General features: G+C 70.0%; 24 protein-coding genes. 8 read left to right on the top strand and 16 right to left on the bottom strand.

From position 1 onward, the window contains the following. The first annotated feature begins 1 nt into the window (after position 1). On the top strand, positions 2-1,129 hold the full coding sequence (locus Pph01_RS33265; protein ID WP_204077156.1) for an NAD(P)/FAD-dependent oxidoreductase: 1,128 nt from the start codon (positions 2-4) through the stop codon (positions 1,127-1,129). On the opposite strand, the gene Pph01_RS33260 is transcribed toward Pph01_RS33265, so the two are convergent. Beyond that, the gene (locus Pph01_RS33260) at positions 1,089-1,298 is read right to left on the bottom strand and encodes an EF-hand domain-containing protein (protein WP_204077155.1); all 210 of its coding nucleotides are present in this window, start codon (positions 1,296-1,298) and stop codon (positions 1,089-1,091) included. The two genes, Pph01_RS33265 and Pph01_RS33260, sit on opposite strands and share 41 nt — an antisense overlap. A 76-nt stretch (positions 1,299-1,374) precedes the next feature. Between Pph01_RS33260 and Pph01_RS33255 the strand changes: the two genes are divergently transcribed. Continuing rightward, entirely contained in the window at positions 1,375-2,070 is a 696-nt protein-coding gene (locus Pph01_RS33255; protein WP_239117198.1) for a response regulator, read from the top strand. Positions 2,071-2,125: 55 nt separating this feature from the next. Here the strand turns inward: Pph01_RS33255 and Pph01_RS33250 are convergent, their stop codons facing one another. The 5 genes from Pph01_RS33250 to Pph01_RS33230 all read right to left on the bottom strand — a co-directional run bounded on the left by Pph01_RS33250 (position 2,126) and on the right by Pph01_RS33230 (position 5,484). Then, complete coding sequence (locus Pph01_RS33250; RefSeq protein WP_204077153.1) at positions 2,126-3,106, bottom strand: ketopantoate reductase family protein; 981 nt, start codon at positions 3,104-3,106, stop codon at positions 2,126-2,128. Between the two features lie 228 nt (positions 3,107-3,334). Continuing rightward, positions 3,335-3,556, bottom strand: coding sequence for a helix-turn-helix domain-containing protein (locus Pph01_RS33245; RefSeq protein WP_204077152.1), 222 nt, complete (start codon positions 3,554-3,556; stop codon positions 3,335-3,337). Next, on the bottom strand, positions 3,556-4,047 hold the full coding sequence (locus Pph01_RS33240; RefSeq protein WP_204077151.1) for a DUF2975 domain-containing protein: 492 nt from the start codon (positions 4,045-4,047) through the stop codon (positions 3,556-3,558). Before Pph01_RS33240 ends, Pph01_RS33245 begins: the two co-directional genes overlap by 1 nt. Before the next feature lie 68 nt (positions 4,048-4,115). Further along, positions 4,116-4,676 (bottom strand): TetR/AcrR family transcriptional regulator, encoded by a 561-nt coding sequence (locus Pph01_RS33235; RefSeq protein ID WP_204077150.1) that lies wholly within the window; start codon positions 4,674-4,676, stop codon positions 4,116-4,118. Beyond that, complete coding sequence (locus tag Pph01_RS33230; protein WP_204077149.1) at positions 4,669-5,484, bottom strand: alpha/beta fold hydrolase; 816 nt, start codon at positions 5,482-5,484, stop codon at positions 4,669-4,671. Before Pph01_RS33230 ends, Pph01_RS33235 begins: the two co-directional genes overlap by 8 nt. A gap of 120 nt (positions 5,485-5,604) precedes the next feature. On the opposite strand from Pph01_RS33230, the gene Pph01_RS33225 reads away from it, so the two are divergent. Together Pph01_RS33225 and Pph01_RS33220 are read left to right on the top strand one after the other, a co-directional pair. Next, a complete protein-coding gene (locus Pph01_RS33225) occupies positions 5,605-7,500 on the top strand; it encodes an APC family permease (RefSeq protein WP_239117197.1) in 1,896 nt (631 codons plus the stop codon). A gap of 223 nt (positions 7,501-7,723) precedes the next feature. Continuing rightward, a complete protein-coding gene (locus Pph01_RS33220; RefSeq protein ID WP_204077148.1) occupies positions 7,724-8,299 on the top strand; it encodes a superoxide dismutase family protein in 576 nt (191 codons plus the stop codon). 74 nt (positions 8,300-8,373) lie between these two features. On the opposite strand, the gene Pph01_RS33215 is transcribed toward Pph01_RS33220, so the two are convergent. Further along, positions 8,374-8,988, bottom strand: a complete 615-nt coding sequence (locus tag Pph01_RS33215) for an SH3 domain-containing protein (RefSeq protein ID WP_204077147.1) — start codon at positions 8,986-8,988, stop codon at positions 8,374-8,376. A gap of 275 nt (positions 8,989-9,263) precedes the next feature. Between Pph01_RS33215 and Pph01_RS33210 the strand changes: the two genes are divergently transcribed. Continuing rightward, on the top strand, positions 9,264-10,442 hold the full coding sequence (locus Pph01_RS33210) for a ZIP family metal transporter (RefSeq protein ID WP_204077146.1): 1,179 nt from the start codon (positions 9,264-9,266) through the stop codon (positions 10,440-10,442). Between the two features lie 18 nt (positions 10,443-10,460). On the opposite strand, the gene Pph01_RS33205 is transcribed toward Pph01_RS33210, so the two are convergent. From Pph01_RS33205 to Pph01_RS33195, 3 genes are all read right to left on the bottom strand, one after another. Beyond that, complete coding sequence (locus tag Pph01_RS33205) at positions 10,461-12,395, bottom strand: multicopper oxidase family protein (protein WP_204077145.1); 1,935 nt, start codon at positions 12,393-12,395, stop codon at positions 10,461-10,463. Beyond that, positions 12,392-12,838, bottom strand: coding sequence for a DUF6220 domain-containing protein (locus tag Pph01_RS33200; RefSeq protein WP_204077144.1), 447 nt, complete (start codon positions 12,836-12,838; stop codon positions 12,392-12,394). Before Pph01_RS33200 ends, Pph01_RS33205 begins: the two co-directional genes overlap by 4 nt. 174 nt (positions 12,839-13,012) lie before the next feature. After that, positions 13,013-13,366, bottom strand: a complete 354-nt coding sequence (locus Pph01_RS33195) for an STAS domain-containing protein (protein WP_204077143.1) — start codon at positions 13,364-13,366, stop codon at positions 13,013-13,015. A 431-nt stretch (positions 13,367-13,797) separates the two neighbouring features. Here Pph01_RS33195 and Pph01_RS33190 point away from each other — a divergent pair, with 431 nt between their 5' ends. Next, positions 13,798-15,213, top strand: coding sequence for a sensor histidine kinase (locus Pph01_RS33190; protein WP_239117196.1), 1,416 nt, complete (start codon positions 13,798-13,800; stop codon positions 15,211-15,213). Between the two features lie 10 nt (positions 15,214-15,223). Here the strand turns inward: Pph01_RS33190 and Pph01_RS33185 are convergent, their stop codons facing one another. After that, on the bottom strand, positions 15,224-17,035 hold the full coding sequence (locus Pph01_RS33185; RefSeq protein ID WP_239117204.1) for a sensor histidine kinase: 1,812 nt from the start codon (positions 17,033-17,035) through the stop codon (positions 15,224-15,226). Between the two features lie 161 nt (positions 17,036-17,196). Here Pph01_RS33185 and Pph01_RS33180 point away from each other — a divergent pair, with 161 nt between their 5' ends. Next, positions 17,197-17,874 (top strand): response regulator transcription factor, encoded by a 678-nt coding sequence (locus Pph01_RS33180; protein WP_239117195.1) that lies wholly within the window; start codon positions 17,197-17,199, stop codon positions 17,872-17,874. On the opposite strand, the gene Pph01_RS33175 is transcribed toward Pph01_RS33180, so the two are convergent. Together Pph01_RS33175 and Pph01_RS33170 are read right to left on the bottom strand one after the other, a co-directional pair. After that, a complete protein-coding gene (locus Pph01_RS33175; RefSeq protein ID WP_204077140.1) occupies positions 17,852-18,319 on the bottom strand; it encodes a response regulator in 468 nt (155 codons plus the stop codon). The genes Pph01_RS33180 and Pph01_RS33175 overlap by 23 nt on opposite strands. A gap of 271 nt (positions 18,320-18,590) precedes the next feature. Continuing rightward, positions 18,591-19,052 (bottom strand): Lrp/AsnC family transcriptional regulator, encoded by a 462-nt coding sequence (locus Pph01_RS33170; RefSeq protein WP_204077139.1) that lies wholly within the window; start codon positions 19,050-19,052, stop codon positions 18,591-18,593. A gap of 111 nt (positions 19,053-19,163) precedes the next feature. On the opposite strand from Pph01_RS33170, the gene Pph01_RS33165 reads away from it, so the two are divergent. Further along, positions 19,164-20,096 carry an SMP-30/gluconolactonase/LRE family protein gene (locus Pph01_RS33165; RefSeq protein ID WP_204077138.1) on the top strand — a complete coding sequence of 311 codons (933 nt, stop codon included), beginning with the start codon at positions 19,164-19,166 and terminating at the stop codon, positions 20,094-20,096. Positions 20,097-20,190: 94 nt separating this feature from the next. Here Pph01_RS33165 and Pph01_RS33160 read toward each other — a convergent pair whose 3' ends face one another. From Pph01_RS33160 to Pph01_RS33150, 3 genes are read right to left on the bottom strand one after another with little or no spacing between them, the layout of a single operon-like run. Further along, the gene (locus tag Pph01_RS33160; protein WP_204077137.1) at positions 20,191-20,505 is read right to left on the bottom strand and encodes a DUF6510 family protein; all 315 of its coding nucleotides are present in this window, start codon (positions 20,503-20,505) and stop codon (positions 20,191-20,193) included. A 1-nt stretch (position 20,506) separates the two neighbouring features. Beyond that, positions 20,507-21,238 carry a ferredoxin reductase gene (locus tag Pph01_RS33155; protein WP_239117194.1) on the bottom strand — a complete coding sequence of 244 codons (732 nt, stop codon included), beginning with the start codon at positions 21,236-21,238 and terminating at the stop codon, positions 20,507-20,509. Next, positions 21,235-21,834, bottom strand: coding sequence for a molybdopterin-dependent oxidoreductase (locus Pph01_RS33150; protein WP_204077135.1), 600 nt, complete (start codon positions 21,832-21,834; stop codon positions 21,235-21,237). Before Pph01_RS33150 ends, Pph01_RS33155 begins: the two co-directional genes overlap by 4 nt. Between the last annotated feature and the right edge of the window lie 85 nt (positions 21,835-21,919).

Here is a 21,919-nt window from a genome sequence, read left to right as displayed (position 1 = left end):
GATGAAGTCGGTGATCGTGGTCGGAGCGGGCATCTGGGGCCTGTCGCTGTCGTTACGGCTGGCCGAGACCGGCTGGCGGGTCACGCTGGTCGAGCAGTACGCGCCCGGCCACGTCCGCCAGGCGAGTGCGGGGCACACGCGGCTGCTGCGCAGTTCGCACGGGTCGGACGAGTGGTACGCGCGGATGGCCTGGCGGGCCGGGGAGTCCTGGCTGAGGCTCGGTGAGCGGGCCGGCGAGGAGCTCGTCATCCAGTCGGGGCTGATGTGGTTCGCCTATCAGGAGGACGGCTGGGAGAGCAGAAGCGCCCAGGTCCTGAAAAATCTGGAAATCCCGCATGAGCTGCTCGAACCCGAGGAGGCCGGTCGCCGGTTCCCCTCCCTCAAGGGCGACGATCTGGCCTTCGTGCTGTGGGAGCCGAAGGCGGGCGTCCTCAGGGCCCGCGACGCCACGCTGGCGGTCGCCAGGCTCGCCCGGGCCGCCGGGGTCACGTTCGTCCGCGCCAGGGCCCTGCCGTACGGCGAGCGGACCGGCGTGGTGGCCGACGGCGAGGTGCTGACCGCGGACCGGGTCGTGTGGGCCTGCGGCGCCTGGCTGCCCGGCCTGTTCGACGTGCCCATGACGATCACCAGGCAGGACACGTTCCACTTCGCCGTCCCCCGCGACTGGACCTCGCCGCCGTTGCCGGCGTTCTGCGACTTCGACCTGTCGGCGTACGGGCACGGCGACATCGGCGGGGTCGGCATGAAGGTCACCAGCGACGCCGAGGGCGAGCCGTACGATCCGGAGACCGGGAGCCGGCAGGTGCTGGCGGCCGGCGAGGAGCTCGCCAGGGACTACATCGCCCGCCGGTTCCCCGCGCTCGCCGACGCGCCGGTTCTGTTCAGCCAGGTCTGCCAGTACGCCCTGACCGCCGACGCCGAGTGGATCATCGCGGAGGCGGCCGACGGGGTCTGGCTGCTCGGCGGCGACTCGGGGCACGGCTTCAAACACGCCCCGGCCCTGGCCGAGTACGTCGCCGACGTGGTGGACGGCCGGGCCGAACCCGATCAGAGGTTCGGCCTGCACGAGCGGTCGCCCGCCCGGGGGCTCAGGACGAGCGGCTCTCCAGCCACACCCCGAACTCCTTGAGGTTGATGCGGCCGTCGCCGTCGGCGTCCACCTTGGCGATCGCCTCCTGGGCGCCGTCGGCGGTGATCGGCTGGCCGAGCACATCCATGAGCCGGACCAGTTCGGCGGCCGAGATCAAGCCGTCGTTGTCGCCGTCGATGAAGGCAAATGTCGTGGTGTAGTCGCTCATGTCGTCCTCCTGGGGGATTGGCGCTCAGCACCCTAGCCGATCAAGTGCCGTCTCCTCAGGTCGTAGCCTGGAACTTGTGGGTGAACCTTCGCCGCGCGGGACGACGTCCCGCATCCTCGTCGTCGACGACGAGCCGCAGATACTCCGCGCGCTGCGGATCAACCTCGCCGCGCGCCGTTACGAGGTCGAGGTCGCGCCCGACGGCGGCGCCGCTCTGAGGCTGGCGGCCGAGTGGCATCCCGACCTCGTCGTCCTCGACCTCGGCCTGCCGGACATGGACGGCGTCGACGTCATCCACGGGCTCCGGGGCTGGACCAGCGTCCCGATCATCGTGCTGTCCGGGCGGCCGGGAAGCTCCGACAAGGTCGACGCGCTCGACGCCGGCGCCGACGACTACGTCACCAAGCCGTTCGGCGTCGACGAGTTGCTGGCCAGGATCCGGGCGGTGACCCGGCGCACCGAACCCAAGGAGACCGGGGAGTCGAAGGTGCTGCTCGGCGACCTGGAGGTCGACCTGGCCAACAAGACGATCTCCAGCGGAGTACGGCTCACGCCGACCGAGTGGCACCTGCTGGAGATCCTCCTGCGCAACCCCGGCAAGCTGATCAGCCAGCGCCATCTGCTCACCCAGGTGTGGGGTCCGGCGTACCTGAAGGAGACCAACTACCTGCGGCAGTACATGGCGCAGTTGCGCCGCAAGCTCGAAGCCAACCCCGGCCGCCCGGAGCATCTGCTGACCGAGCCGGGGATGGGCTACCGCTTCCAGCCGTAGCCGCTGTCGCGATGCGTTTCCACCGCCGTGACCCGCACCGTGGGTCGTGTCACTCTCACCCCAGGAGGCGCTCCAGCTCCTCCACACCCAGGGTGCCGGGCGCCAGCCGTTCGCGGGCGAACCGGTCGGACTCCCGCTGGAGCACGAGGTTGACCGGGGTCGGCACGCCATGGAGACGGCCGAGCAGCACGATCTCCCCGTTGAGGTAGCCGGTCTCGATCGAGCCGGTGCCCCTGGCCAGGCTCTGCCACGACGACCCTCCGCCGCGTGGGACGCCGTCCAGCGGGCCGACCTCGACCGACTTCCCCCGCGTCGCCCGCTCCTCCTCCCGGGAGGCGTACGGAATGCCGGCGACGTCGAGCACGGCGCGGCCCTCCTCGTAGGCCCGCTGGATGATCTTCTGTCGACCGTCCGCGTGCCCGCACAGCGCGTCGACGGCGTTCCCGAGGTTGGTCAGCAGCTTGGCGTACTTCCAGCGCATGACGTCGGCCACGGCGAAACCGGCGAAGTTGCTCGCGGTGAGGTCGGCCGCGATCCGCTCGGCCGTCTCGTCCACACCCTGGGGATGACGCCCGATCGGCAGCATCCCGGACAGCGGCCTGCCGTGCGACGCGACGATCCCGGGTTCGAGATGCAGCGCGGGCATCCACACGCACATCCCGTAGACCCGGGCGAACCTGCGCAGGGCGATCCGTTCGTTCTCCACGGCGTTCTGCGCGCAGACGAGCGGCAGCCTCTCCGCGGCCCGGCCGCCCCCTTCGACCGGCGTGTCCGCCCACGCGTCGAGGGCGGCGGCCGTGTCCTGGGTCTTGGTCGCCAGGACGAGCACGTCGTCGCCGCCGAGCCGTACGGGCCCGTCCGCGACCGGAACCGGCAGGCGGGCCTCGCCCTCGGGGGTGATCAGGCGCAGGCCGCCGTCACGTAAGGCCTCGTGGTGTGCGCCGCGTGCGATGAGGAGGACGTCGTGGCCGCTCTGGAAGAGCCGCCCGCCGATGGTCCCCCCGATGGCGCCGGCGCCGATGATGACGTATCGCACCGCTTGATCCTGGCACGTGGCGCCGGGCCGGGGTTCCAGCAGGTCCCGGGAACGAATATGCTGCGAGCAATTCACTTTCGCGCGCAATCCGGAGGACACAGGCCCATGTACAAGGAGTTTTTCGGCGAGGTCGTCGTGTGGCTGATCCCGGTCGTCATCCTTGTCGGGCTTGCGTACATGATCACCCAGCCCGCCTAGCCGTTTCCGGGAGGGCCCCGGCCGCGCCTGTCAGCCGGCCGCGGCGTCCTCGGCCTCCCAGCGCAGCAGGTCTCCCGGCTGGCATTCCAGCACGTCGCAGAGCGCGGCGAGCGTCGTGAAGCGCACCGCCTTGGCGCGGCCGTTCTTGAGCACCGCCAGGTTGGCGGGCGTGATCCCGACGCGGTCCGCGAGTTCGCCCACGGACATCTTCCGCCTGGCCAGCATCACGTCGATGTCGACGACGATCGCCATCAGATCACCTCGTCAAGCTCGGCCTGCATCTGCGCGGCCTCGACGTCGCGCGCGACGGCCTGGGCGAGCAGCATCCGTAGCACGAGCACGATGAGTGCGACCCCCAGGATGGCCACGCCGATCCCGCCCATGATGACGGTGACGCCCGGGTCGTCCCGCTGGCCCGGCGCGTTGATGGCCGTGACCGCGAACCACACGAGGGCGGCCGCCACGATCGCGCCGATCACGCCGTCCACGTACCGGAAGGCGGCGTGGGAGAACACTGTTCCGCGTCGCACCATCGTCACCAGCCGCCATACGCAGACCAGGGCGACCTGGACCGACACCATGCCCAGGATCGTGATCACGCGCAGCGGGGTCAGCGGGAGCGACCCGTCCTCCGGGTCGCTCCCGCTGACCAACGCCCACACCATCCCTGCCTGTACGAACACGGTGCCGGCGAGCACCACCCCGAGCACGGCGCGCAGCGCGAGCACTGTCAGTCTGCCCATCGCATCTCCTTCAATCGAGTCACGATGGAAATCTATCGATTCTCGATGGGCTAAGCAAGTCCGGAGTGTCAGTGGGTCGGCAGGAGCCCGTCGATGATCGTCTTCTCCATCAGCCGGTACGTCGTGTCCAGGTCCTCGGGGAGCCCGAAGCCTCCGGCGACCTCCAGAGCGGCGAAGCCGTGCACGGCGGCTCGAAGGCAGCGCGCGGAGTGGAGGACGGCCTCACCCTCGAGCCCGCATCCGCGCAACACGGCGAGGACGACCTCCATCAGCCGCCTGCCGGACTCTTCGAGCGCGGGATGTTGCAGCGGGGCCGGGGGCATGGCCGCGTAGCGCGCCGGATGGTCCACGGCGTAGCGACGCCACACCCGCATCAGGGCCGTGACGGCTTCGGGGCCGCTGCGGCCCATCACGGCGGCGCCCACCAGTTCCGTCATCTCCTCCATGACCCGGCGCGCGATCAGCGTGCGCAACTCCTCGATGTTGCGCACGTGCTTGTAGAGGGACGGCGTGGCCACGCCGGTGCGGGTGGCGACCGCGGACAGCGTGAGAGCCTCCGGTCCCTGTTCGTCGACGATGGCGAGTGCGGCGTCGACGACGGCGGCGGGGGACAGGCCCGCTCTAGGCACTGACGGTCTCCAGGAGGAACTCGCGGATCGCCTCGGCGGTGGCCCTGGGCATGTCCTGGTAAGGGTAGTGTCCCGACCCCTCGATCATCGCCAGCCGGGCGACCGGGGCCATCAGGTCGACCGCCATGCGGGCCTCCTCCTCCGGGTCGGGGAAGTCGGGGTCCCGGCTGCCCATCATGATCAGCACCGGGCGGCACACGTCTCCGGCGCGCTCGGTCCAGCGGACCTCCGTCGGCTCGATGACTCCGCGGGTCGCCGCCATCCTCCCGGGCTCCGCGAGCACGGTCCTGAGGTGGCGCACGTGGTCGCCGAGGTCCGCCGGCTTCACGTTCGGGAACAGCGTCCTGTAGTAGACCCCCCACAGCCGCGGGCTGCGCAGGACGAGGCCCTGGGCCGCCCTCAGGAAGAAGTTGAGCTGCGCGTCGCGGACGAACGGGCTGATCAGCACCGCGCCCGCCACGTCGCCGGGGGAGTCGGCCGCGGCCCAGGTCACCGCCGCCGTGCTGGAGGAGCTGCCGACCAGTACGGCCGGGCCGCCAAGGTGGCGCACCAGGGCGAGCAGGTCGCCCGCGACGTGCTCGGGTGCGTAGGACGGCCAGCCGGCGCTCGACTCGCCGTGCCCGCGCACGTCGACGACGGCCACCCGGTACCCCGCCTCGGTCAGGAGCGGTGTCAGGTGCCGGTAGGCGGCCCGGGTGTCGCCCATGCCGTGCGCGCACACCACGAGAGGCCCGTCCTGAGGCCCGTCGACGCTGTAGGCGAGCCGCCCTCCGGGCAGGTGCAGGAACTTCGTTTCGCTAATGCTCATAGCCAAAAAGCTAAGGTACTTAGCCATACGGTGTCAACCGCCAGATCAATACCGGTTTTTGACGTCTTGGGAGTCGGGCCGTATGCACGGTGCTCAGTAGCGTTTCGTGATGTGGCGGCCATGGACAGGTTGCGCTCGTGGTTCCTTGAGGGACTCCAGCACGCCGACCTGAAGGCCGTGGGGCCGCACGGCCCCGAGGAGCCGCACGCGCGGCACCGGTGGTGGCAGGTGATGTGCCTGACCGGCGTCGACTACTTCTCGACGCTGGGCTATCAGCCGGGCATCGCCGCGCTCGCGGCGGGCGCGCTGTCCCCGATCGCCACACTCTTCCTCGTGCTCCTGACCCTGCTGGGCGCTCTGCCGGTCTATCGGCGGGTGGCCGTGGAGAGCCCGTACGGCCAGGGGTCGATCGCGATGCTGGAGCGCCTGGCCCCCAAGTGGTGGGGCAAGGTGTTCGTGCTGGTCCTGCTCGGGTTCGCCGCGACGGACTTCGTCATCACGATGACCCTGTCGGCGGCCGACGCCACCGCGCACATCCTGGAGAATCCGTTCGCGCCGCGGGTCGTGGAGGGGCACCAGGTCGCGGTGACGCTCGGCCTGCTTGCGTTACTGGGCGCGGTGTTCCTGATCGGGTTCAGGGAGGCCATCGGCATCGCGGTGGTGCTGGTCGGCGTCTATCTGGCGCTCAACGCGGTGGTCGTCGCGGTCGCCCTGCTCCACATCGCCGAGAACCCGTCGGTCGTCCTCGACTGGCGGCGGCTGTTGCTGACCGAGCACGGCAGCCCGCTCGCGATGATCGGGGTCTCCCTGCTGGTGATGCCGAAACTCGCCCTCGGACTGTCCGGGTTCGAGACGGGCGTGGCCGTGATGCCGCTGGTCAAGGGTGATCTGGATCGCCGGATCCGGGGGACGAAGCGGCTCCTGACGACCGCCGCCCTGATCATGAGCGTCTTCCTGATCCTCAGCAGCTTCGCGACGAGCGTGCTGATTCCGGAGGAGGAGTTCCGCAAAGGCGGGAGCGCCAACGGCCGTGCCCTGGCCTATCTCGCCCACGAGTACCTGGGCGACTACTTCGGGACGCTCTACGACGTCAGCACGATCGCGATCCTGTGGTTCGCCGGGGCGTCGGCGATGGCGGGCCTGATCAACCTGGTGCCCCGCTACCTGCCCCGGTACGGCATGGCCCCCGACTGGACCCGGGCCGTCCGGCCTCTGGTCCTGGTGTTCACCGTGATCGCGTTCGCGATCACGATCCTCTTCCGCGCCGACGTCGACGCCCAGGGAGGCGCGTACGCCACGGGCGTGCTCGTGCTGATCCTCTCCGCGGCCGTCGCGGTCACCCTCTCGGCCCGCAGGCAGGGCCACCGCAGGCTCGCGGGCCTGTTCGTCGTGGTCGACGTCGTGCTCGCGTACACGCTGGTGGCCAACGTGATCGAACGGCCGGACGGCGTGAAGATCGCGTCCTTCTTCATCGTGGCGATCATCGTGACCTCGCTCATCTCGCGGGTGACGCGGTCGATCGAGCTGCGGGTCACCCACGTGCGGCTCGATCCGGTCGCCGAGGACTTCGTCAACGAGGCGGCCGGCGGGATCCACCTCATCGCCAACGAGCCCGGCGCCCGCGACCAGGCCGAGTACAACGAGAAGCTGCGTGAGCAGTGGCTGACCCATCGCCTGCGCAGCGAGGAACCGATCATGTTCGTCGAGGTGACCGTGCCGGACGCCTCGGAGTTCGAGGCCGAGGTGCGGGTTTGCGGCGAGGACCGGTGGGGTCATCGCGTGCTGCGCATGGAGAGCCCGACGGTGCCCAGCGCACTGGCCGCCCTCCTGCTCTACCTGCGCGACCGCACGGGACAGGTGCCGGACATCTACTTCCACTGGGCCGAGGGCAACCCGGTCGTCGCCATGATCCGCTACGTGCTGTTCGGCGGCGGAGACGTCCCAGCGCTGACCCGTGAGGTGCTGCGCAAGGCCGAGCCCGATGTCGCCTGCCGGCCACACGTGCATGTCGGTTAGCCACTCCATGCTCCCTCCCGTCGTTTTCGACGACCCGAACTGGTGGACCATCTGTGCTTCTCCGCCGTGGCCGAACGCCCATCTGGTCGGAGGTCTCACGGTCGGGGCGATGAGGGGCTGACCCCAAGACCTTGACGCGGCCTTGGCCCTATGGCGTCCGCCGCCGTGTTTACCCTGGCCATAGAGGCACGGGATCTTGTCACGGGGAGGCCTCATGGTCGGCATGTCATCTGTGGCCCTGCTCGCCGTACTGGGGACGACGATCGCCCTGCCCACCGCCGAGACGCCGCCGCCTTCGCCGGCGGGCTCGAGGGTGAGCGCAGTGATCAAGGACGTGCGCGGCCAGTCCGTCGGGACGCTCCAGATCGAGGACAACGGGAGCGGCAAATCCCTCGTGACCATCGCGGTCGCCGGCCTGTCTCCGGGCTTCCACGGGTTGCACATCCACAGCAGGGGCGTCTGCGACCCCAAGTCGATCGATCCCGCCACGGGCAGCCCGTTCTTCAACTCGGGGCCGCATCTGGGCGAGGGCGACCATCCGAATCACACGGGCGACCTGCCGAATCTCCTGGTGGGAGAGGACGGGATCGCCGGTGCGAGCTACGTGACGAACCGCTTCGTCGTCAGGCAGTTGCTCACCCGGCAGGGCACCGCGGTCGTCATCCACTCGAAGCCGGACAACATGGCCAACATCCCCGCCCGATACCGGTCCGACGGGAAGACGGGCGCGGACGCCGAGACGCTGAAGGCGGGAGACTCCGGCACCCGGATCGCCTGCGGCGTCATCGGGAGCCGATAGCCCGAGAAGGGGTTTCCCGCCCCCGGCTGGTGGGAGGCCGGGGGCGGGAAACGCGGGGCGGATGGTCTGGAGGCCTACTTCTTGAGGTAGCGGGACGAGGCCCAGCCGGGCAGCCCGCCGGAGGTCGTCACGGCGACCCAGCCGCGCCACGCGCTGCAGGCGCCGGCGAAGCGACCGTCGGTCTCGTCGAGCGTTCCGATCTGCTCGTAGGTGAGGCCCGGCCCCTTCCTCACCTGGAGGTGACCGCCCCTGCGCACGTTGGCGACCCGGTAGCTGCAGGAGAGCGCGGGACGCCGTACGAGTGAGGGGTGAGGCGTGGGGATCCGGTACAGGTAGCCGGCGGAGGCCCAGCCGAGCTTGCCGGAGGAGGACGTCAGCGCCACCCAGCCGTGAGAGACGCCGCATGCTCCGACGAAGCGGCCGTCGGCCACCGTGAGCTCGCCGACGGGCCGGTAGCGCAGCCCCGGCCCCTGTCTGACGTTGAGGAAGCTCGACGGGCGGACCTTGACCACCTGGTACATGCACGACATGGGCGGCCGGTACGGCTCGTGCACCGGCTTGACGACGGGCGCGGCGGCCGGTTCGTCGATGGGCTTGCCGGCGCCCAGGGCGGGCGCGGAGGCGATCACGAGCACTCCCGCGGTGGCGCACACGGTCAGGGCGGGGATGATCCCCTTGACGATTGCCACGGTGGCTCCCTTCGGACGCGTTGTCACTCTCGGTTGTTACCAGTTACTCTCTGTTTACAACGCCAGGACGTCTACGCGGGATTTCTTTACCGTTAAATGGCGAGCGAGCTGCGAAATGTCCTCGATGGTCACTGTTCTCGATGGCTCTTTTCTTTGCGGGTCGTGGCGTTTCCCGGGACCGCACCCGGGGGGATCCAGACAGCGGGCGATGCCCAAGGGGCGGTCAAGAAGATCTCCACGGGGGGGCCGCCGCGTATTCGAGGAGTGGTTGCGACATGCCCTCAGCCGACTGGACCCGGGCCGTGGCGACGATGGTGCCCCCGGTGTCGGAGCGGACTTGGACGGCTGTGCTCCTGGTCGGGGTCTCCACCGTCGCCGGGGCCTGGCTCGCGCGGCGCAACTCCAGGCGGTTGACCGCATGGCTGGCGATCACGTCGGCGTTGATGCTGGTCACGGCCCTCGCCGATCTGCTGCCCGATGCCTGGAGCGACGCGGTCGCCTGCGGCGTCCCCCTGTGGGCCGTGGGACTCGCGGCGGCTTTCGGCTTCCTGATGATCACGCACCACAACCGCAGGTCCTGTGCCTGCGACCTGGAGATCACACAGCCGCGCGCCGCCGAGCACGCCCCCGGGCGGCACCGCCGTGTGCGCGGCGTGGTCGGCGCGGCCGTCTTCGGCGGACTCGAGACCGCTGCGGCGCTCACTCTGCACCGCGCGATCGAGGGCGCCACGCTGGCGTTGAACGCCACCCTCATCGTGGTGATCGCGCTGATGGTCCATTCGGCCAGCGAGGGGCTGGCCCTGGCCGCGCTGCTCGACGTGGGCGGGCAGCGCCTCACCCCGTGGCTGGTCGTGGCCTGTGTGAGCCCTGCCGTCGGAGTGCTCGCCGCGACCCTGAGTCCGCTTCCCGGCCAGGTGGTGCCGATCCTGCTGGGCATGGTGACGGGAGTCGCGGTGCGGACGGCCATCGCCGGCATGCACCACGCCGCCAGCAGGCACGAGCGGGCGATCGTGTCCAAACGCCACCTGGACGTCGCCGCGGCCATCGTCGTGACCGGCGGCGTCGTCCTCGTCGGCGCGTACGGCGTGCGCACGCATCGTGAACACGACGATCACGCGGCGGCGAGCGCCTCGGGCACGCCGACGGCCGCCCCCACCTCCACCCCCGCGGCCACGGCGTCTCCGATGACCCGTGCGGACCTCGGCACGGCTGTGGCGTCCGGCCGGATGAGCCTCGCCGACGTGCTCCGCGACGACGGCGGCGTGGCGGGACGGGTCGGAGTCCTGTGGGTCCTGCGGCACCTGCCCGACTACGGCTCGGCTCGGGCCGCCGCCCTGCTGGCCGCCGCCGGCGTCGACCGCAGGAGCCAGGTCGACGACCTCGACTCCCGCGAGCGCAGCGCGCTGATCAAGGCGTTCCCCCGCTCGACGACGGTCCCCGGGCGCCGTCCCTAGTGGGCCGTCGGACCGGACCTAGCCGCCGTGGGCGCCGTGGAACGGCGTCGTGACGCCCTCGTACGCCAGGTGAAGCGCCATGCCTTGGTCGGCGTGGATGAGGTTGTGGCAGTGGTTCATCCACAGGCCGGGATTGGTGGCGCGGAAGGCGACCGTCCAGACCTCGCCGGGCTGGAGGTCGAAGGTGTCCAGCCACAACGGGCTGCCGGTAGGGGCCCGCCCGTCGCGCGAGAGCACCAGGACGCGGTGCCCGTGCAGGTGCCACGGGTGGATGTCGCGGCTCCGGTTGACCACGGTGAGCAGCACGAGGTCCCCCTGCGACACCATCTCGGTCGGGATCGAAGGGAACGCGTGGCCGTTGACCGTGTACGCGTACATCGGCCGGCCTCCGGCCAGGGAGAGGCCGCGGTCGAGCACGAGGGTGAATCGGCGGTCGAACCTGTCCGCCGAGGTTATCGGCGTCGCGGCCGGTGTGCCGTACGTCGTGAGGTCCAGGTCGGGCCAGGCCTTCGTGTCCTCCTCCGCCGCCGAGGCGGAGGCCTGCCGCGTGAGCCGTACGGACGGGGTGCGGTCGTCGGTGTTCAGCACGACGTCGCGGCCGGCGGGCATGGTGAAGGCCAGGTCGTACCGGCCGCCAGCGGGCAGGCGCAGAGCCGTCCGGTCGAGCTCGCCCGGGCCGTTCAGGTCGGTGCCGTCGACGGCGACCAGCCGGTACGGCGTGCCGGAGAGGGCGAACCGGTGCGGAGTGTTGTCGGTGTTGACGAGGCGGAGCCGTACCGGTGTGCCAGGAGACACACGCTGGTCGATGGGTTGGTCGTGGTCGCCGACGACCGTTTTGCCGCCGAACGTGTGGACGGGGAGGGTCAGATCGACGCCCGCCGAGGGCGGCCCGACGATCAGCGTGCCGTACAGGCCCATCCTGACGCCGAGGTCGGAGACCTCGTGGGTGTGGTACCAGAAGGTCCCGGGCCGGTCGGCGAGGAAACGGTAGACGAACTCCTGCCCGGGCAGGACCGCCTCCTGGGTGAGTCCCGGCACGCCGTCCTCACCGGAGGGGACGTCGTAGCCGTGCCAGTGCAGCGTCACCCCCGACCTGATGTCGGTGTTGCGCAGCCGTACCTCGACGAGATCCCCCACGTTCGCCGTGATCGGCGGACCGGGGACCCGCCCGTTGAAGGTCCACGCGGCGACCTTCTGTCCGGACGACAACGTGATCGTGGCGGTGCCCGCGGAGAGGGTGTAGCGGCGGACGGCGCCGCCCGTCGCGGGTGCGTCCGGCCCGCGTAACGAGGTCACCGGCCGGCCCACCGGGGTCACAGGGGAACCGGCGGCCATCGCGAGGTGACCCATGCCGCTGTGGCTGAGGGCGACTTCGCGGCCGTCGTCCATCTCGGGGGAGGGGAAGAAGGCGAGGCCTGTTCCGGCCAGACCGGTCACGAGCGTGATCGCGATGGCCACCCGTGGCGACCGGCCGGGACCCGCGACGATCCGCCAGGTGATCAGCATGGCGCCCGCGACCGCGGCCACGGTGACGAGGGCGGTGCTCAGGGTCGCGGGGTAGCCGATCAGCAGGGTCCCGGCCAGGCCGCCCGCCGCCGCGTATCCCGCGCCCAGCAGCGACACGACGACGGCGGGCGACACGGCCGCGCCGTCGCCGGACGGAGAGCGGGCCGCTCTGACCAGCCGGGGCCCGGCCAGAGCGGTCGCGGCCACTCCCGTGACGAGAAGCAGCGGCAGGGCGACCGTGACCTTCTCCTGCGCGAACCACCAGCCGGCACTGGCGAGCCCGAACACGACGCCCGTGCGAGCCAGCGAGGCGAGCACCGCCGCCGCGAGGAGGGCGAGCGCCGTCCTGAGGCGGTGGGACGCGGCCGCCACGCCGGCTCCCAGCCAGGTCGCCGCGGCCAGCACCGCGGCGAGCAGGTCGAGCGTCATGAGCAGGGCGGTGGTCATGACGCGTGCGCCGCCGTGCTCTTCGCGTCGTCAGCGGGCGCGCCCATGGCGAGCCGCCGGGCCTGGCGGAACACCATGACCGAGACCATCGCGATCGCCATGCCGTTGATCGCGTGCAACCCGAGGATCGCGAGCGAGGCCGGTGTGGTGTTGCCCGAACTGTCGTTCAGGGCGTTGCCCAGCGCGATGATCAGAACCTGAACGATGATCAGCCCGAGCGGCAGGATGGTGAGCCCGATCGTTCGGCCGGGCGCCTTGGAGAGCGCGGCGGCCACGGTGGCCAGCAACGAGAGGATTGGAATGATCATCATGCCGTTCATGCTGTGCAGTGCGAACGAGCCGTCCTCCTGCGGTTTGTCGAACGCACCGACTGCCGCGAAGTACCACTGCAACATCACGGCGGCCAGCATCAGGCCGGCCAGCCCGAGATAGACCCTGCGCACGGCGTGCTCCCTTCAAAGTGGACCGACAGTGGCGATGGTGTCCCGGCATGGGTCGCCCCGTCGTCCGCCGCCCGGCGACTAATCGCCTACGGCCCAAGGAGTACGCACTCCCCTCCAGCTACTACCGCTCCAGTAGTCCGGGCATCCCCGGCATGTGACCGAACCTGTGCATGATCACGGCGGGGGGGTGGGGGAGGAGGTGAGGGCTTCGTCGAGGGTGGGGTAGATGGGCAGGCGCCCGGAGAGGCCCAGGATGTGGAACAGGCGCTGGATGTTGGGCAGCAGCCCGCAGACGACCACCCGGTCGCCGCGGCCGAGCCGGGTATACGCGTCGAGGATGACGCGGAGCCCCGCGCTGTCGAGGAATCGGAGTTCGGTGAGGTCGAAGACCAGCCGTGTCACCGGGCGGTCGAGGAGCTCGTCCACCTGGGCGCGGAACGCGGGCTCGGTGATGATGTCGATCTCCCCGCTGACGGAGACGACCGTGAACGGAGGTCGCGTCTCGACGGTCACGCGGAAGTCGCTCATATACATCTCCGCAGCAGGCAGGAATTTCAGGCGGTGCGTCGAACGTAGTAGCTACCACATCCAGATCACAGCCGATCAACGCGGACACGGCCGAGCACCGTCGCGGTTCTCTATCGATACTGGAACAGTTCTTTTACTTGAATCAATCCAGTTTACTGTTACAATCGGTAGGTATCCGTTGACTAGTGTCCGGCATTCGAGCAGCTGAGAACACCTGGCGTCTATGGTGGCCAGTGTGGGGACGGGTCGAACCCGCCGAACCCCTCCGATTCCGGAGGGTGCGAGCGAGGACCCTTGCTTCCCGTGACACAGATGCGATGAGGCCGTCGAGGTCGACGGCATTCTCGGCCGCCCAACATCACAACGTCCTCCAAGGACGTAGGGCGCGAGGTATCCGAATACAGTATGCAATAAGCCTGGGAGGAGATACGGTGCCCGGCAGGCCCCGAGCAGCGACGGTCACGCGAGGACTTCTGGCACGTCTGCGTCCACAGTCCATCCGCAGTCGCATCACGGCGCTGGTCACCCTTGTCGCCCTCCTGCTGCTGATACCGACCGGGCTCGCCGAGGGCGCGGTCGGACGGCAGGCCATCACGAACGGCATGTGGCTGGCGGTCCGGCATCAGGCCGGCCTCACCGCCGCGGCCGCCCGCCTCGGGCGGCTGAGCGATCCGTTGCGGCCGACCGTCAAGGGCGTCAGCCTCGTCCAGGTGGTGAAGCCGGGCCATCAGGTCGTCGACGCGTCCAGAGCCGCGCAGGGCCTTCCGGCTCTGACCTCGGTCTGGCCGACCGCGACCAATCCCGAGCGGGATGTGGAGACCTGCTCGTCCGCGGCTCACCTGGGCTGCCTCCGGCTCTCCGCGCTCCGCGTCGGTCCCACGGCGGACTCACCGGTGGTCTACGCGGGCAGGCCGTCGGCCAGCCTGAACTCGACCGAGGTGTTCGGCCGGTTCTTCGGCCTCCAGGACGGCGTCCTGATCATCCTGGCGGCCTGGGCGACCTGGGTGATCACAGGGCGCACGCTCAAGCCGGTGGACGCCATCCGGACCGATCTCGCCGCCATCAACGGCGACGACCTGAGCGCCAGGGTGCCCGAGCCGCCAGGTCAGGACGAGATCACGCGGCTCGCGCGAACCGTGAACGGCACGCTGGGCCGGATTGAGGACGCCAAACGGATCACCGACCGGGCGCTCGGCCAGCAGCGGCAGTTCGTCGCCGACGCCTCCCACGAGTTGCGGACCCCGCTCGCGGGCCTGCGTGCGGAGCTCGAAGAGGCCCAACTCCACCCTGCTGAGACCGATCTGCCTGATCTGCTCGATCACACCCTTTACGACGTGGACAGGCTGGAGTCGATCATCACCGACCTGCTCCTGCTGGCCCGGGTGGGGACGAACGGAAAGACCGAACGGACGCGGGTGGATCTGTCGGAACTCGTCCGGAACGAGGTCGGCCGGCGCCTCGACCGACTGCCGGTCCGCCTGCGCGTCGAGCCGGGGGTGACCGTGAACGCGGTCCGGCAGCAGCTCGTCCGCGTGCTGGCGAACCTGGTCGACAACGCCCAGCGGCACGGGCAGCACGGCGTGGAGGTCCATCTGAGGCGTGACGGCGGTTACGCCGAGTTGTCCGTGACCGACGACGGGCCGGGGATCATGGAGTGTGACCGCGAGCGGATCTTCGAGCGGTTCACCCGGCTGGACAGCGCGCGCAGCCGGAACCACGGCGGCACCGGCCTCGGGCTGGCCATCGCGCGCGACATCGCCCACGCTCACGACGGCAGCCTGGTGGCGGCCGAGTCACCGGTGGGCGGTGCCAGGTTCGTCTTCAGGATTCCCGCCCGCGAAGACTGACCCGCGACCGTCACCTTGCGACGACCAGCCCGGGTGGAGGCTCGTTCACCGGCGTCGGAATGATCACCTCCATGGTCGTTCCGCTGCCCGGCGGGCTCGTGATGTCCATGGTGCCGCTGAGCACCTCGACGCGGTCGCGCAGGCCGATGAGCCCCGAGCCGCGGGCGGGGTCGGCACCGCCGATCCCGTCGTCGCGGACGGACAGGCGGAGGCGGTACTCATCGATCGTGAGATCGACGTGCACGATCGAGGCCCTGGAGTGCTTGGCCACGTTCGTCAGCGCCTCCGAGACGATGTAGTAGGCGGTCACCTCGATGCACTCGGCCAGGCGCCGGGGGGCGTTCACGTTCAGTTCGACCGGTACGGCGGAGCGCCGCGCGAGGGTGCGCAGCGCGGGGGCGAGTCCGCCTCTGGACATGATCACTGGACGCAGGCCACGCGACAGCTCCTGAAGATCCTCGACGACACCGGAAAGCTCCTCGGACGCGCCTGCCAGCTGCTCCTTGAGGTCCGTCATATCCGGCGAGGCGGCGGCCTCCGCCGCACGCAGCCGTAGTCCGAGAGAGATGAGACGCTGCTGCGTCCCGTCGTGCAGATCACGCTCGATCCTGCGGCGGGTCTCGTCGGAGGCCGCCACCACGCGGGCGCGCGAGGCGGTGAGCTGCTGGCGCATCTGGGCGTTCGCGATGGCGGTGGCGATGAGTTCGGTGAACTCGAGCATGTGCGCTTCCACGCTGGACGGGAGATCGGGGTCGACGGACAGGGCGACCGTCGCGCCCCACAGCCGCCCCTCGACGACGATCGGTATGCCGATCCCCGAATTGATCCCCTGCTGCCTGACCTGGGCACAGAGACCGCCGGGAGCGGTGGCGTAGTCCGTCATCCGGGCCAGTCGCCGGGTCCGGTAGACCATGCTGGCCACACTCGGTTCGTCGACGGGCCAGCTTGTCCCGCTAGGGACCAGGTATCCGGGGCCGCGAGCGCTCCACGTGCCCACCACGTGGATCCTCCCGTCGGGGTCGAACCGGGTTATCGCCGTGTTCTCGACCTTCAGGACCCTGCCCATCTCGTCGGCGACGGCTCCGAAGAGCTCCTCGGGAGCAACGCGGTGGGCGACCAGCGTCGCGACGCGGCGCAGCGCGGCCTGCTCGTCGGCGACCCGCCGGAGCTCGTCGTGGCTGGTCTTCAGGGCCTTCGCGATGGTCTCGCGGTCCAGTGCCGCCCGCAGCAGCGCGTCGAGCGAACGCGGGAGGCCGTCGCGAACACGCTGGACCTCCGGCTCGGGAAGACTCGCCGGGACCGCCACTCTGCCGAGCGGATCGCCGTGATCGCTGAGTTCCGCGACGGTACGCAGACGATCGTCTCTGGACGGCTCCAGCTCGATCATGAGACCTGGAGCTTCCAGGTCGGCGGCGAGCCGCTCGGAGGCGGCGCGCAGGGCCGCGGGGAAGTCTTCGGCGTTCAGCAGGACGCGGGCCAGCTCCGCCGCCAGGGCGGCCTCCTGGCGGCGCCTTTCGGCTTCGACGGCCGCGGCGCGGGCCAGAGCCGCGAAGCATCCGGACAACACCGCGACGACGAGGAAGACGCTGAGGGCCACCCACTCGGGACCGGTGGCGAACTTCACGACGTGGAAGTAGCCGAAGGCGAGTGCGCTGGCCAGAGCGGTCAGCGTACCGAGCGCCCACCCCCATACGACCGAGACCGCGAGAACACCCGGCAAGTAAACTAGCCCCAGGGAACTCGGCGGTGCGATCTTCGTCAGTGGATAAGCGACAAGGGTCTCCACCGCGACCAGCAATGCGCCCGTCAGTATCCCCGGCATGAGGGGTGGGCGCGCCGGGCGTAGCAACGACGACAACAGTCGTGCGCGCACAGTTACTGAATATACCCGGGCTCCGCCCGGGGGAGATCGGGCGGCCATCCGCTCCGGTGCCGACCTCGATCACCCTCGTGGCGCCGCCCGATGAGGGGTGGCGCAGACCGGTGCGAGACGACGAAGTGGTGGAGCCTACCCGGACGCGGATCGCGCTGGCGGACGACGACGTGCTGCTCCGCGAGGGGCTGGTGAGCCTCCTGGAAAGGTCGGGGTTCGAGGTCGTCGGCCAGGCGGGCGACGGTCCCGAGCTGATCGAGATCGTCGGCAAGCACGACCCCGATTTGGTCATCGTCGACATCCGGATGCCGCCGGGCCACTCGACCGAGGGGCTCGAGGCGGCCAAGACGATCAGGGAGGAGTTCCCGCGGACGGGCATCCTCCTGCTGTCGGCGCACGTCGAGGTGGAGCAGGCGATGGAGTTGCTCGCCGCCGGCCACCGGATCGGCTACCTCCTCAAGAGCCGGGTGACGGCGATCACGGACTTCATCGAGACGATCCAGCGGATCGTCGCCGGCGGCTCGGTCGTCGATCCCCTGCTGGTCCGCGAGCTCTTCGCGGCGCGGCACAGGAACGACCCGCTGGAGCTGCTCACCGAACGTGAGCGCGAGGTGCTCGCTCTGATGGCCGAAGGGCGTTCGAACGCCGGCATCGCCCACAGGCTGTGGATCACCGAGGGCACCGTCGAGAAACACGTGCGCAGCATCATGGCGAGGATGCAGCTGCCGGAGACGCCGGACGACCACCGCCGGGTGCTCGCGGTGATCACCTTCCTCGATTCCCGCTAGGCCCCGGGTGACGCTTGCCGCGGGCTTTCCAGGGCCCGTTGTGCCGGTCTCCGTCGGGTGACTCCCCGTCCGGGGGCAGTTCGGCGGCCCGGACGATCTCTTTGATCGCCCTGCCCGACAACCGCGCCTTGGGCAGGAAGGCGATCGCCGGACTCGCCGTGATGACGTCCACCAGGTCCCCCTCGGCGTAGGTGGAGATCAGGATGACCTTGGACGGTTCCGCGCATCCACCTTCGGTCAGGTCTCTGGCGAGATCCAGGCCGCAGTCCTCACCGAGGCTGATGTCGACCAGCGAGACGTCCGGGCGGAGTGCCGCCGCCTGCCTGATGGCGTCGGCCCGGGTCGACGCCACGCCGACGACCTCGATCCCCTCGCGACCCAGCACATCGCACGCGACCTCGAGGAAGTGGTCGTTGTCGTCGACGATCAGGCAGCGCAGGGCCATGAATCCAGGATCCCCGTATGGGACCGCCCGGGCATTGCAGCTAACGGTAATGCCACATGTTCCACTGGCGTGCGTGGCGGATGGCGGCTGGCATCGAAGACGGCCGGCCCCCGCGCCCGGCATCGTGGTCGGGGTAAGCCCACTTCATCCCACTTCGAAGCCGGAGGCCCTCATGGCACGGCAGATCCGCGTCCGCAGGCCGCGAAGGCCGGCGCCTGGGCTCGCCCTGGACCTGCGAACCCCGAAGGGCAGGCTCCTGCCGTACTGATCGTCACCCGGCCGCGTCGGGATCAGAGATGTCCAGCGGCCGTTCGAAGAAGGTCTCCAGCACGACGATGGTCTGGGTGCCGGTGACGCCTTCGACGTCGAAGACGCGGCGCAGTACTCCCTGCAGGTGCTCCGGGGTCGAGGCGCGGATCTTGACCAGGAGCGACGCGGACCCGGCGATGATGTGGGCCTCCTGGATCTCGGGGATGGCCGCGAGGGCGTCGCGGGTCGGCGGGTCGCCCATCCACACGTTGGCCTGCAGCATGACGAACGCGAGCACGCCCCGGTCGACGGCGGCCGGATCGACGTCGACGGCTGTGCGCCGGATGACCCCGCGTTCGCGCAGCTTGCGTACCCGCTCGTGGGCCGATCCCGCCGACAACCCCACCGCCTTGCCGAGGTCCGCGTACGCCTGCGTGGCGTCGGCCTGCAACGCCGCCAGCAGTGCCCGGTCTATGCCGTCCATCGCACCCCAACTCTTAGAACGTGAGCTAGCCGTATAAGTGATTGACCATACTACATTTGGCAATGTTAGCTTTGCGTCGAACGGTAATCGGATCACGATGAGGAGCTCGCGATGGCTGACACCATCCCCGCCCGGTTCCAGATGCTCGACGAACGCTTCAGGTACATCGACGGCGACTTCGTCCTCGAACGGCTGCACACCGGCTCGCGCAAGACCGAGGGCCCGGCGTACTTCCCGGCCGGGCGCTATCTGGTGTGGAGCGACATCCCCAACGACCGGCTCCTTCGCTGGGACGAGACCACGGGCGCCGTCGGGGTCTTCCGCCACGGCTCCGGTCACGCCAACGGCAACACCGTCGACCGGCAGGGCCGGCTCATCACCTGTGAGCAGGGCAACCGGCGGGTCACCCGCACCGAACACGACGGCGCGGTCACCGTGCTGGCCGACCGGTATCAGGGCAGGCGGCTCAACAGCCCCAACGACGTGGTCGTCCGCGCCGACGGCACGATCTGGTTCACCGACCCGAGCTACGGCATCTTCAGCGACTACGAGGGCGACAAGGGCGACAGCGAGTTCGGCGGCGCCTGCTACGTGTTCCGCCTGGACCCGGCCAGCGGTGACCTGCGCGTGGTCGCCGACGACTTCTGCCGGCCCAACGGCCTGGCCTTCGCACCCGACGAGCAGCGGCTTTACATCGCCGACACCCGGCAGGAACCCAGCCACATCCGCGCCTTCGACGTCACCGCCGAGGGCGACCTGGCCGGCGGGAAGATCTTCGCCGAATGCGACAACGGACGCTTCGACGGTCTCCGGGTGGACGACGCCGGACGGGTCTGGGCCGCCGCCTGGGACGGCGTGCACTGCTTCGACACGGACGGCACGCTCATCGGCAAGCTCCTGCTGCCCGAATCGGTCGCGAACCTCACTTTCGGCGGTCCCAGGCGCAACGACCTCTTCATCACCGCGGGGACCGGCGTCTACACGCTTCGGGTCACCGTCAACGGCGCCCGCTACCCCCAGCCGGCCGGAATCGAGCGGTCATGAACGACGGTCGAGGAGGTCGTCTCACAGGCGATCCTCGACCGGTATCAGGCGACCGCTCACAAACGCCGGGTGCCGACGCCCCCGGCATGCGAAGTTAGGCCGGTCCCGCCTCGCTCCCGTCCGGCACGCCCTGGGCGGGCAGGGGGATGCGCAGGGAAACGGTCCCGCGCAGGTCGAGCCACGCGCTCTCGGGCCCGCGGACGAGGCGGAGCACGACCTCGTCGCAGCCGGGGCAGCGCGCCACCAGCCCCGGGGCATGGCCGTACACCCGGAGCGAGGCGACCGGCCCGGTGAGGCCGCAGTGGACGCACTGGCCCCCGGCCGCGGTGACGTCGACGGCGAAGATCTCGCGCAGCGGGCCGGCCAGGGCGTTGCCGTCCTGATAGGAGTCCTGAGCGGGTTCGGTCATGTCACCCTCCGGTGGGGCCGAATCGTTCGGTCTTGATCGCACGTGCGTCGTGACCCATGGCGAGCAGGATGTCGGCGGCCGTCTCGACGAAGCCGGTCGGCCCGCAGACGTAGCACGCGGGCGTGAAGTCGGCCGGCCAGCCGCCGGTGTTCAGATCGGCCACGGTGAGCCGGCCGGGCGGGCGGGCCCAGCCGTCGGGGACGACGCGGGTGTAGAGGTAGGTCACGTCCAGGCCCGGGTCCGGCCGGCGCAACTCCCCCGCGTAGTAGCGCTCGCCCGGCTCACGCAGCGAGTAGACGAGCCGGAACGGAGTGCGGCTGCCCGCCTGACGGCGGGCGCGGATCATGGCCATCAGCGGGACGATCCCCGAACCGCCCGCGACCAGCAGCACGGGTGCGGTGCCGTCCGGCCGCCACACGAACCAGCCGCCCACGGGCCCGCGGATCTCGACCTCGTCGCCGACGGCGAGTTCCTCGGACAGGTACGGCGAGACCTCGCCATCGGGCACCCGCTGGATGGTCAGCTCGACCCGTTCACCGTCTGCGGGAGCGGCGATGGAGTAGCTGCGCTGGGTGCTGTAGCCGTCCTCGGCGGTCAGCCGTATGTCCACGTGCTGGCCCGCCAGATGCCCGGGCCAGTCGGGAATCTGGAACACCAGGGTGCGCGCACTCGGGGTCTCGTCACGAATCTCGACCAGCCTGGCGATGCGCCAGACCAGTCTGCGGCCGTTCAATCTCCCTGGTAGCGCTGCTCGCGCCACGGGTCGCCGTAGTTGTGGTAGCCGGCCGTCTCCCAGAATCCGGGCCAGTCCTCGTTCAGGAGCCGGATGCCCTGAACCCATTTGGCGGACTTCCACAGGTAGAGGTGGGGGACCAGGAGCCGGGCCGGGCCGCCGTGCGCGGCGGCCAACTCCTCCCCGTCGAACTCGTAGACGATCCAGGCCTTGCCGTCGAGCAGGTCCTCGACCGGGAGGTTCGTCGTGTAGCCGCCGTAGGAGTACACGAGGGCGTACTCGGCGCTCGACTCGACGTCGGCGAACAGGGTGTCCAGGGACACCCCCTTCCAGGCGGTGCCGAGCTTCGACCACTTGGTGACGCAGTGCAGGTCGACCGTGGGGGTCTCGCTGGGGAGGGCCATCAGCTCCCGCCACGACCAGCGATGTGTCCGCCCGTCCTCGGTGTCGATGGCGAACTCCCAGCGGTCCAGCGGAACCCTCGGAGTCGGCCCGGCCGACAGGACCGGAAAGTCGTGGACCAGGTATTGGCCTGGTGGCAGCTTCACGCCCTCATCTCTGGGCCGGCCGTGAAAACCGCGCGAAATGAACCCCATTTGTACCTCCAGGCGCCAGATTAGCGAAAGGCCGGAAAAGGGAGGGGACCCGGCGTGGAGATTCACGCCGGATCCCCGTAGCCGA

The sequence above is a fragment of the Planotetraspora phitsanulokensis genome (genome assembly GCF_016863295.1).
GTDB lineage: Bacteria > Actinomycetota > Actinomycetes > Streptosporangiales > Streptosporangiaceae > Planotetraspora > Planotetraspora phitsanulokensis.
This window is presented reverse-complemented; position numbering and strand designations above follow the sequence as displayed.

Coding starts and splice junctions, on each gene's coding strand:
- Pph01_RS33170 (WP_204077139.1), bottom strand. CDS start 19,052: ATGGACGGCATAGACCGGGCACTGCTGGCGGCGTTGCAGGCCGACGCC.
- Pph01_RS33245 (WP_204077152.1), bottom strand. CDS start 3,556: ATGGCGATCGTCGTCGACATCGACGTGATGCTGGCCAGGCGGAAGATG.
- Pph01_RS33240 (WP_204077151.1), bottom strand. CDS start 4,047: ATGGGCAGACTGACAGTGCTCGCGCTGCGCGCCGTGCTCGGGGTGGTG.
- Pph01_RS33150 (WP_204077135.1), bottom strand. CDS start 21,834: ATGGGGTTCATTTCGCGCGGTTTTCACGGCCGGCCCAGAGATGAGGGC.
- Pph01_RS33220 (WP_204077148.1), top strand. CDS start 7,724: ATGTCATCTGTGGCCCTGCTCGCCGTACTGGGGACGACGATCGCCCTG.
- Pph01_RS33205 (WP_204077145.1), bottom strand. CDS start 12,395: ATGACCACCGCCCTGCTCATGACGCTCGACCTGCTCGCCGCGGTGCTG.
- Pph01_RS33210 (WP_204077146.1), top strand. CDS start 9,264: ATGCCCTCAGCCGACTGGACCCGGGCCGTGGCGACGATGGTGCCCCCG.
- Pph01_RS33225 (WP_239117197.1), top strand. CDS start 5,605: ATGGACAGGTTGCGCTCGTGGTTCCTTGAGGGACTCCAGCACGCCGAC.
- Pph01_RS33260 (WP_204077155.1), bottom strand. CDS start 1,298: ATGAGCGACTACACCACGACATTTGCCTTCATCGACGGCGACAACGAC.
- Pph01_RS33175 (WP_204077140.1), bottom strand. CDS start 18,319: ATGGCCCTGCGCTGCCTGATCGTCGACGACAACGACCACTTCCTCGAG.
- Pph01_RS33185 (WP_239117204.1), bottom strand. CDS start 17,035: ATGCCGGGGATACTGACGGGCGCATTGCTGGTCGCGGTGGAGACCCTT.
- Pph01_RS33160 (WP_204077137.1), bottom strand. CDS start 20,505: ATGACCGAACCCGCTCAGGACTCCTATCAGGACGGCAACGCCCTGGCC.
- Pph01_RS33165 (WP_204077138.1), top strand. CDS start 19,164: ATGGCTGACACCATCCCCGCCCGGTTCCAGATGCTCGACGAACGCTTC.
- Pph01_RS33230 (WP_204077149.1), bottom strand. CDS start 5,484: ATGAGCATTAGCGAAACGAAGTTCCTGCACCTGCCCGGAGGGCGGCTC.
- Pph01_RS33265 (WP_204077156.1), top strand. CDS start 2: ATGAAGTCGGTGATCGTGGTCGGAGCGGGCATCTGGGGCCTGTCGCTG.
- Pph01_RS33195 (WP_204077143.1), bottom strand. CDS start 13,366: ATGAGCGACTTCCGCGTGACCGTCGAGACGCGACCTCCGTTCACGGTC.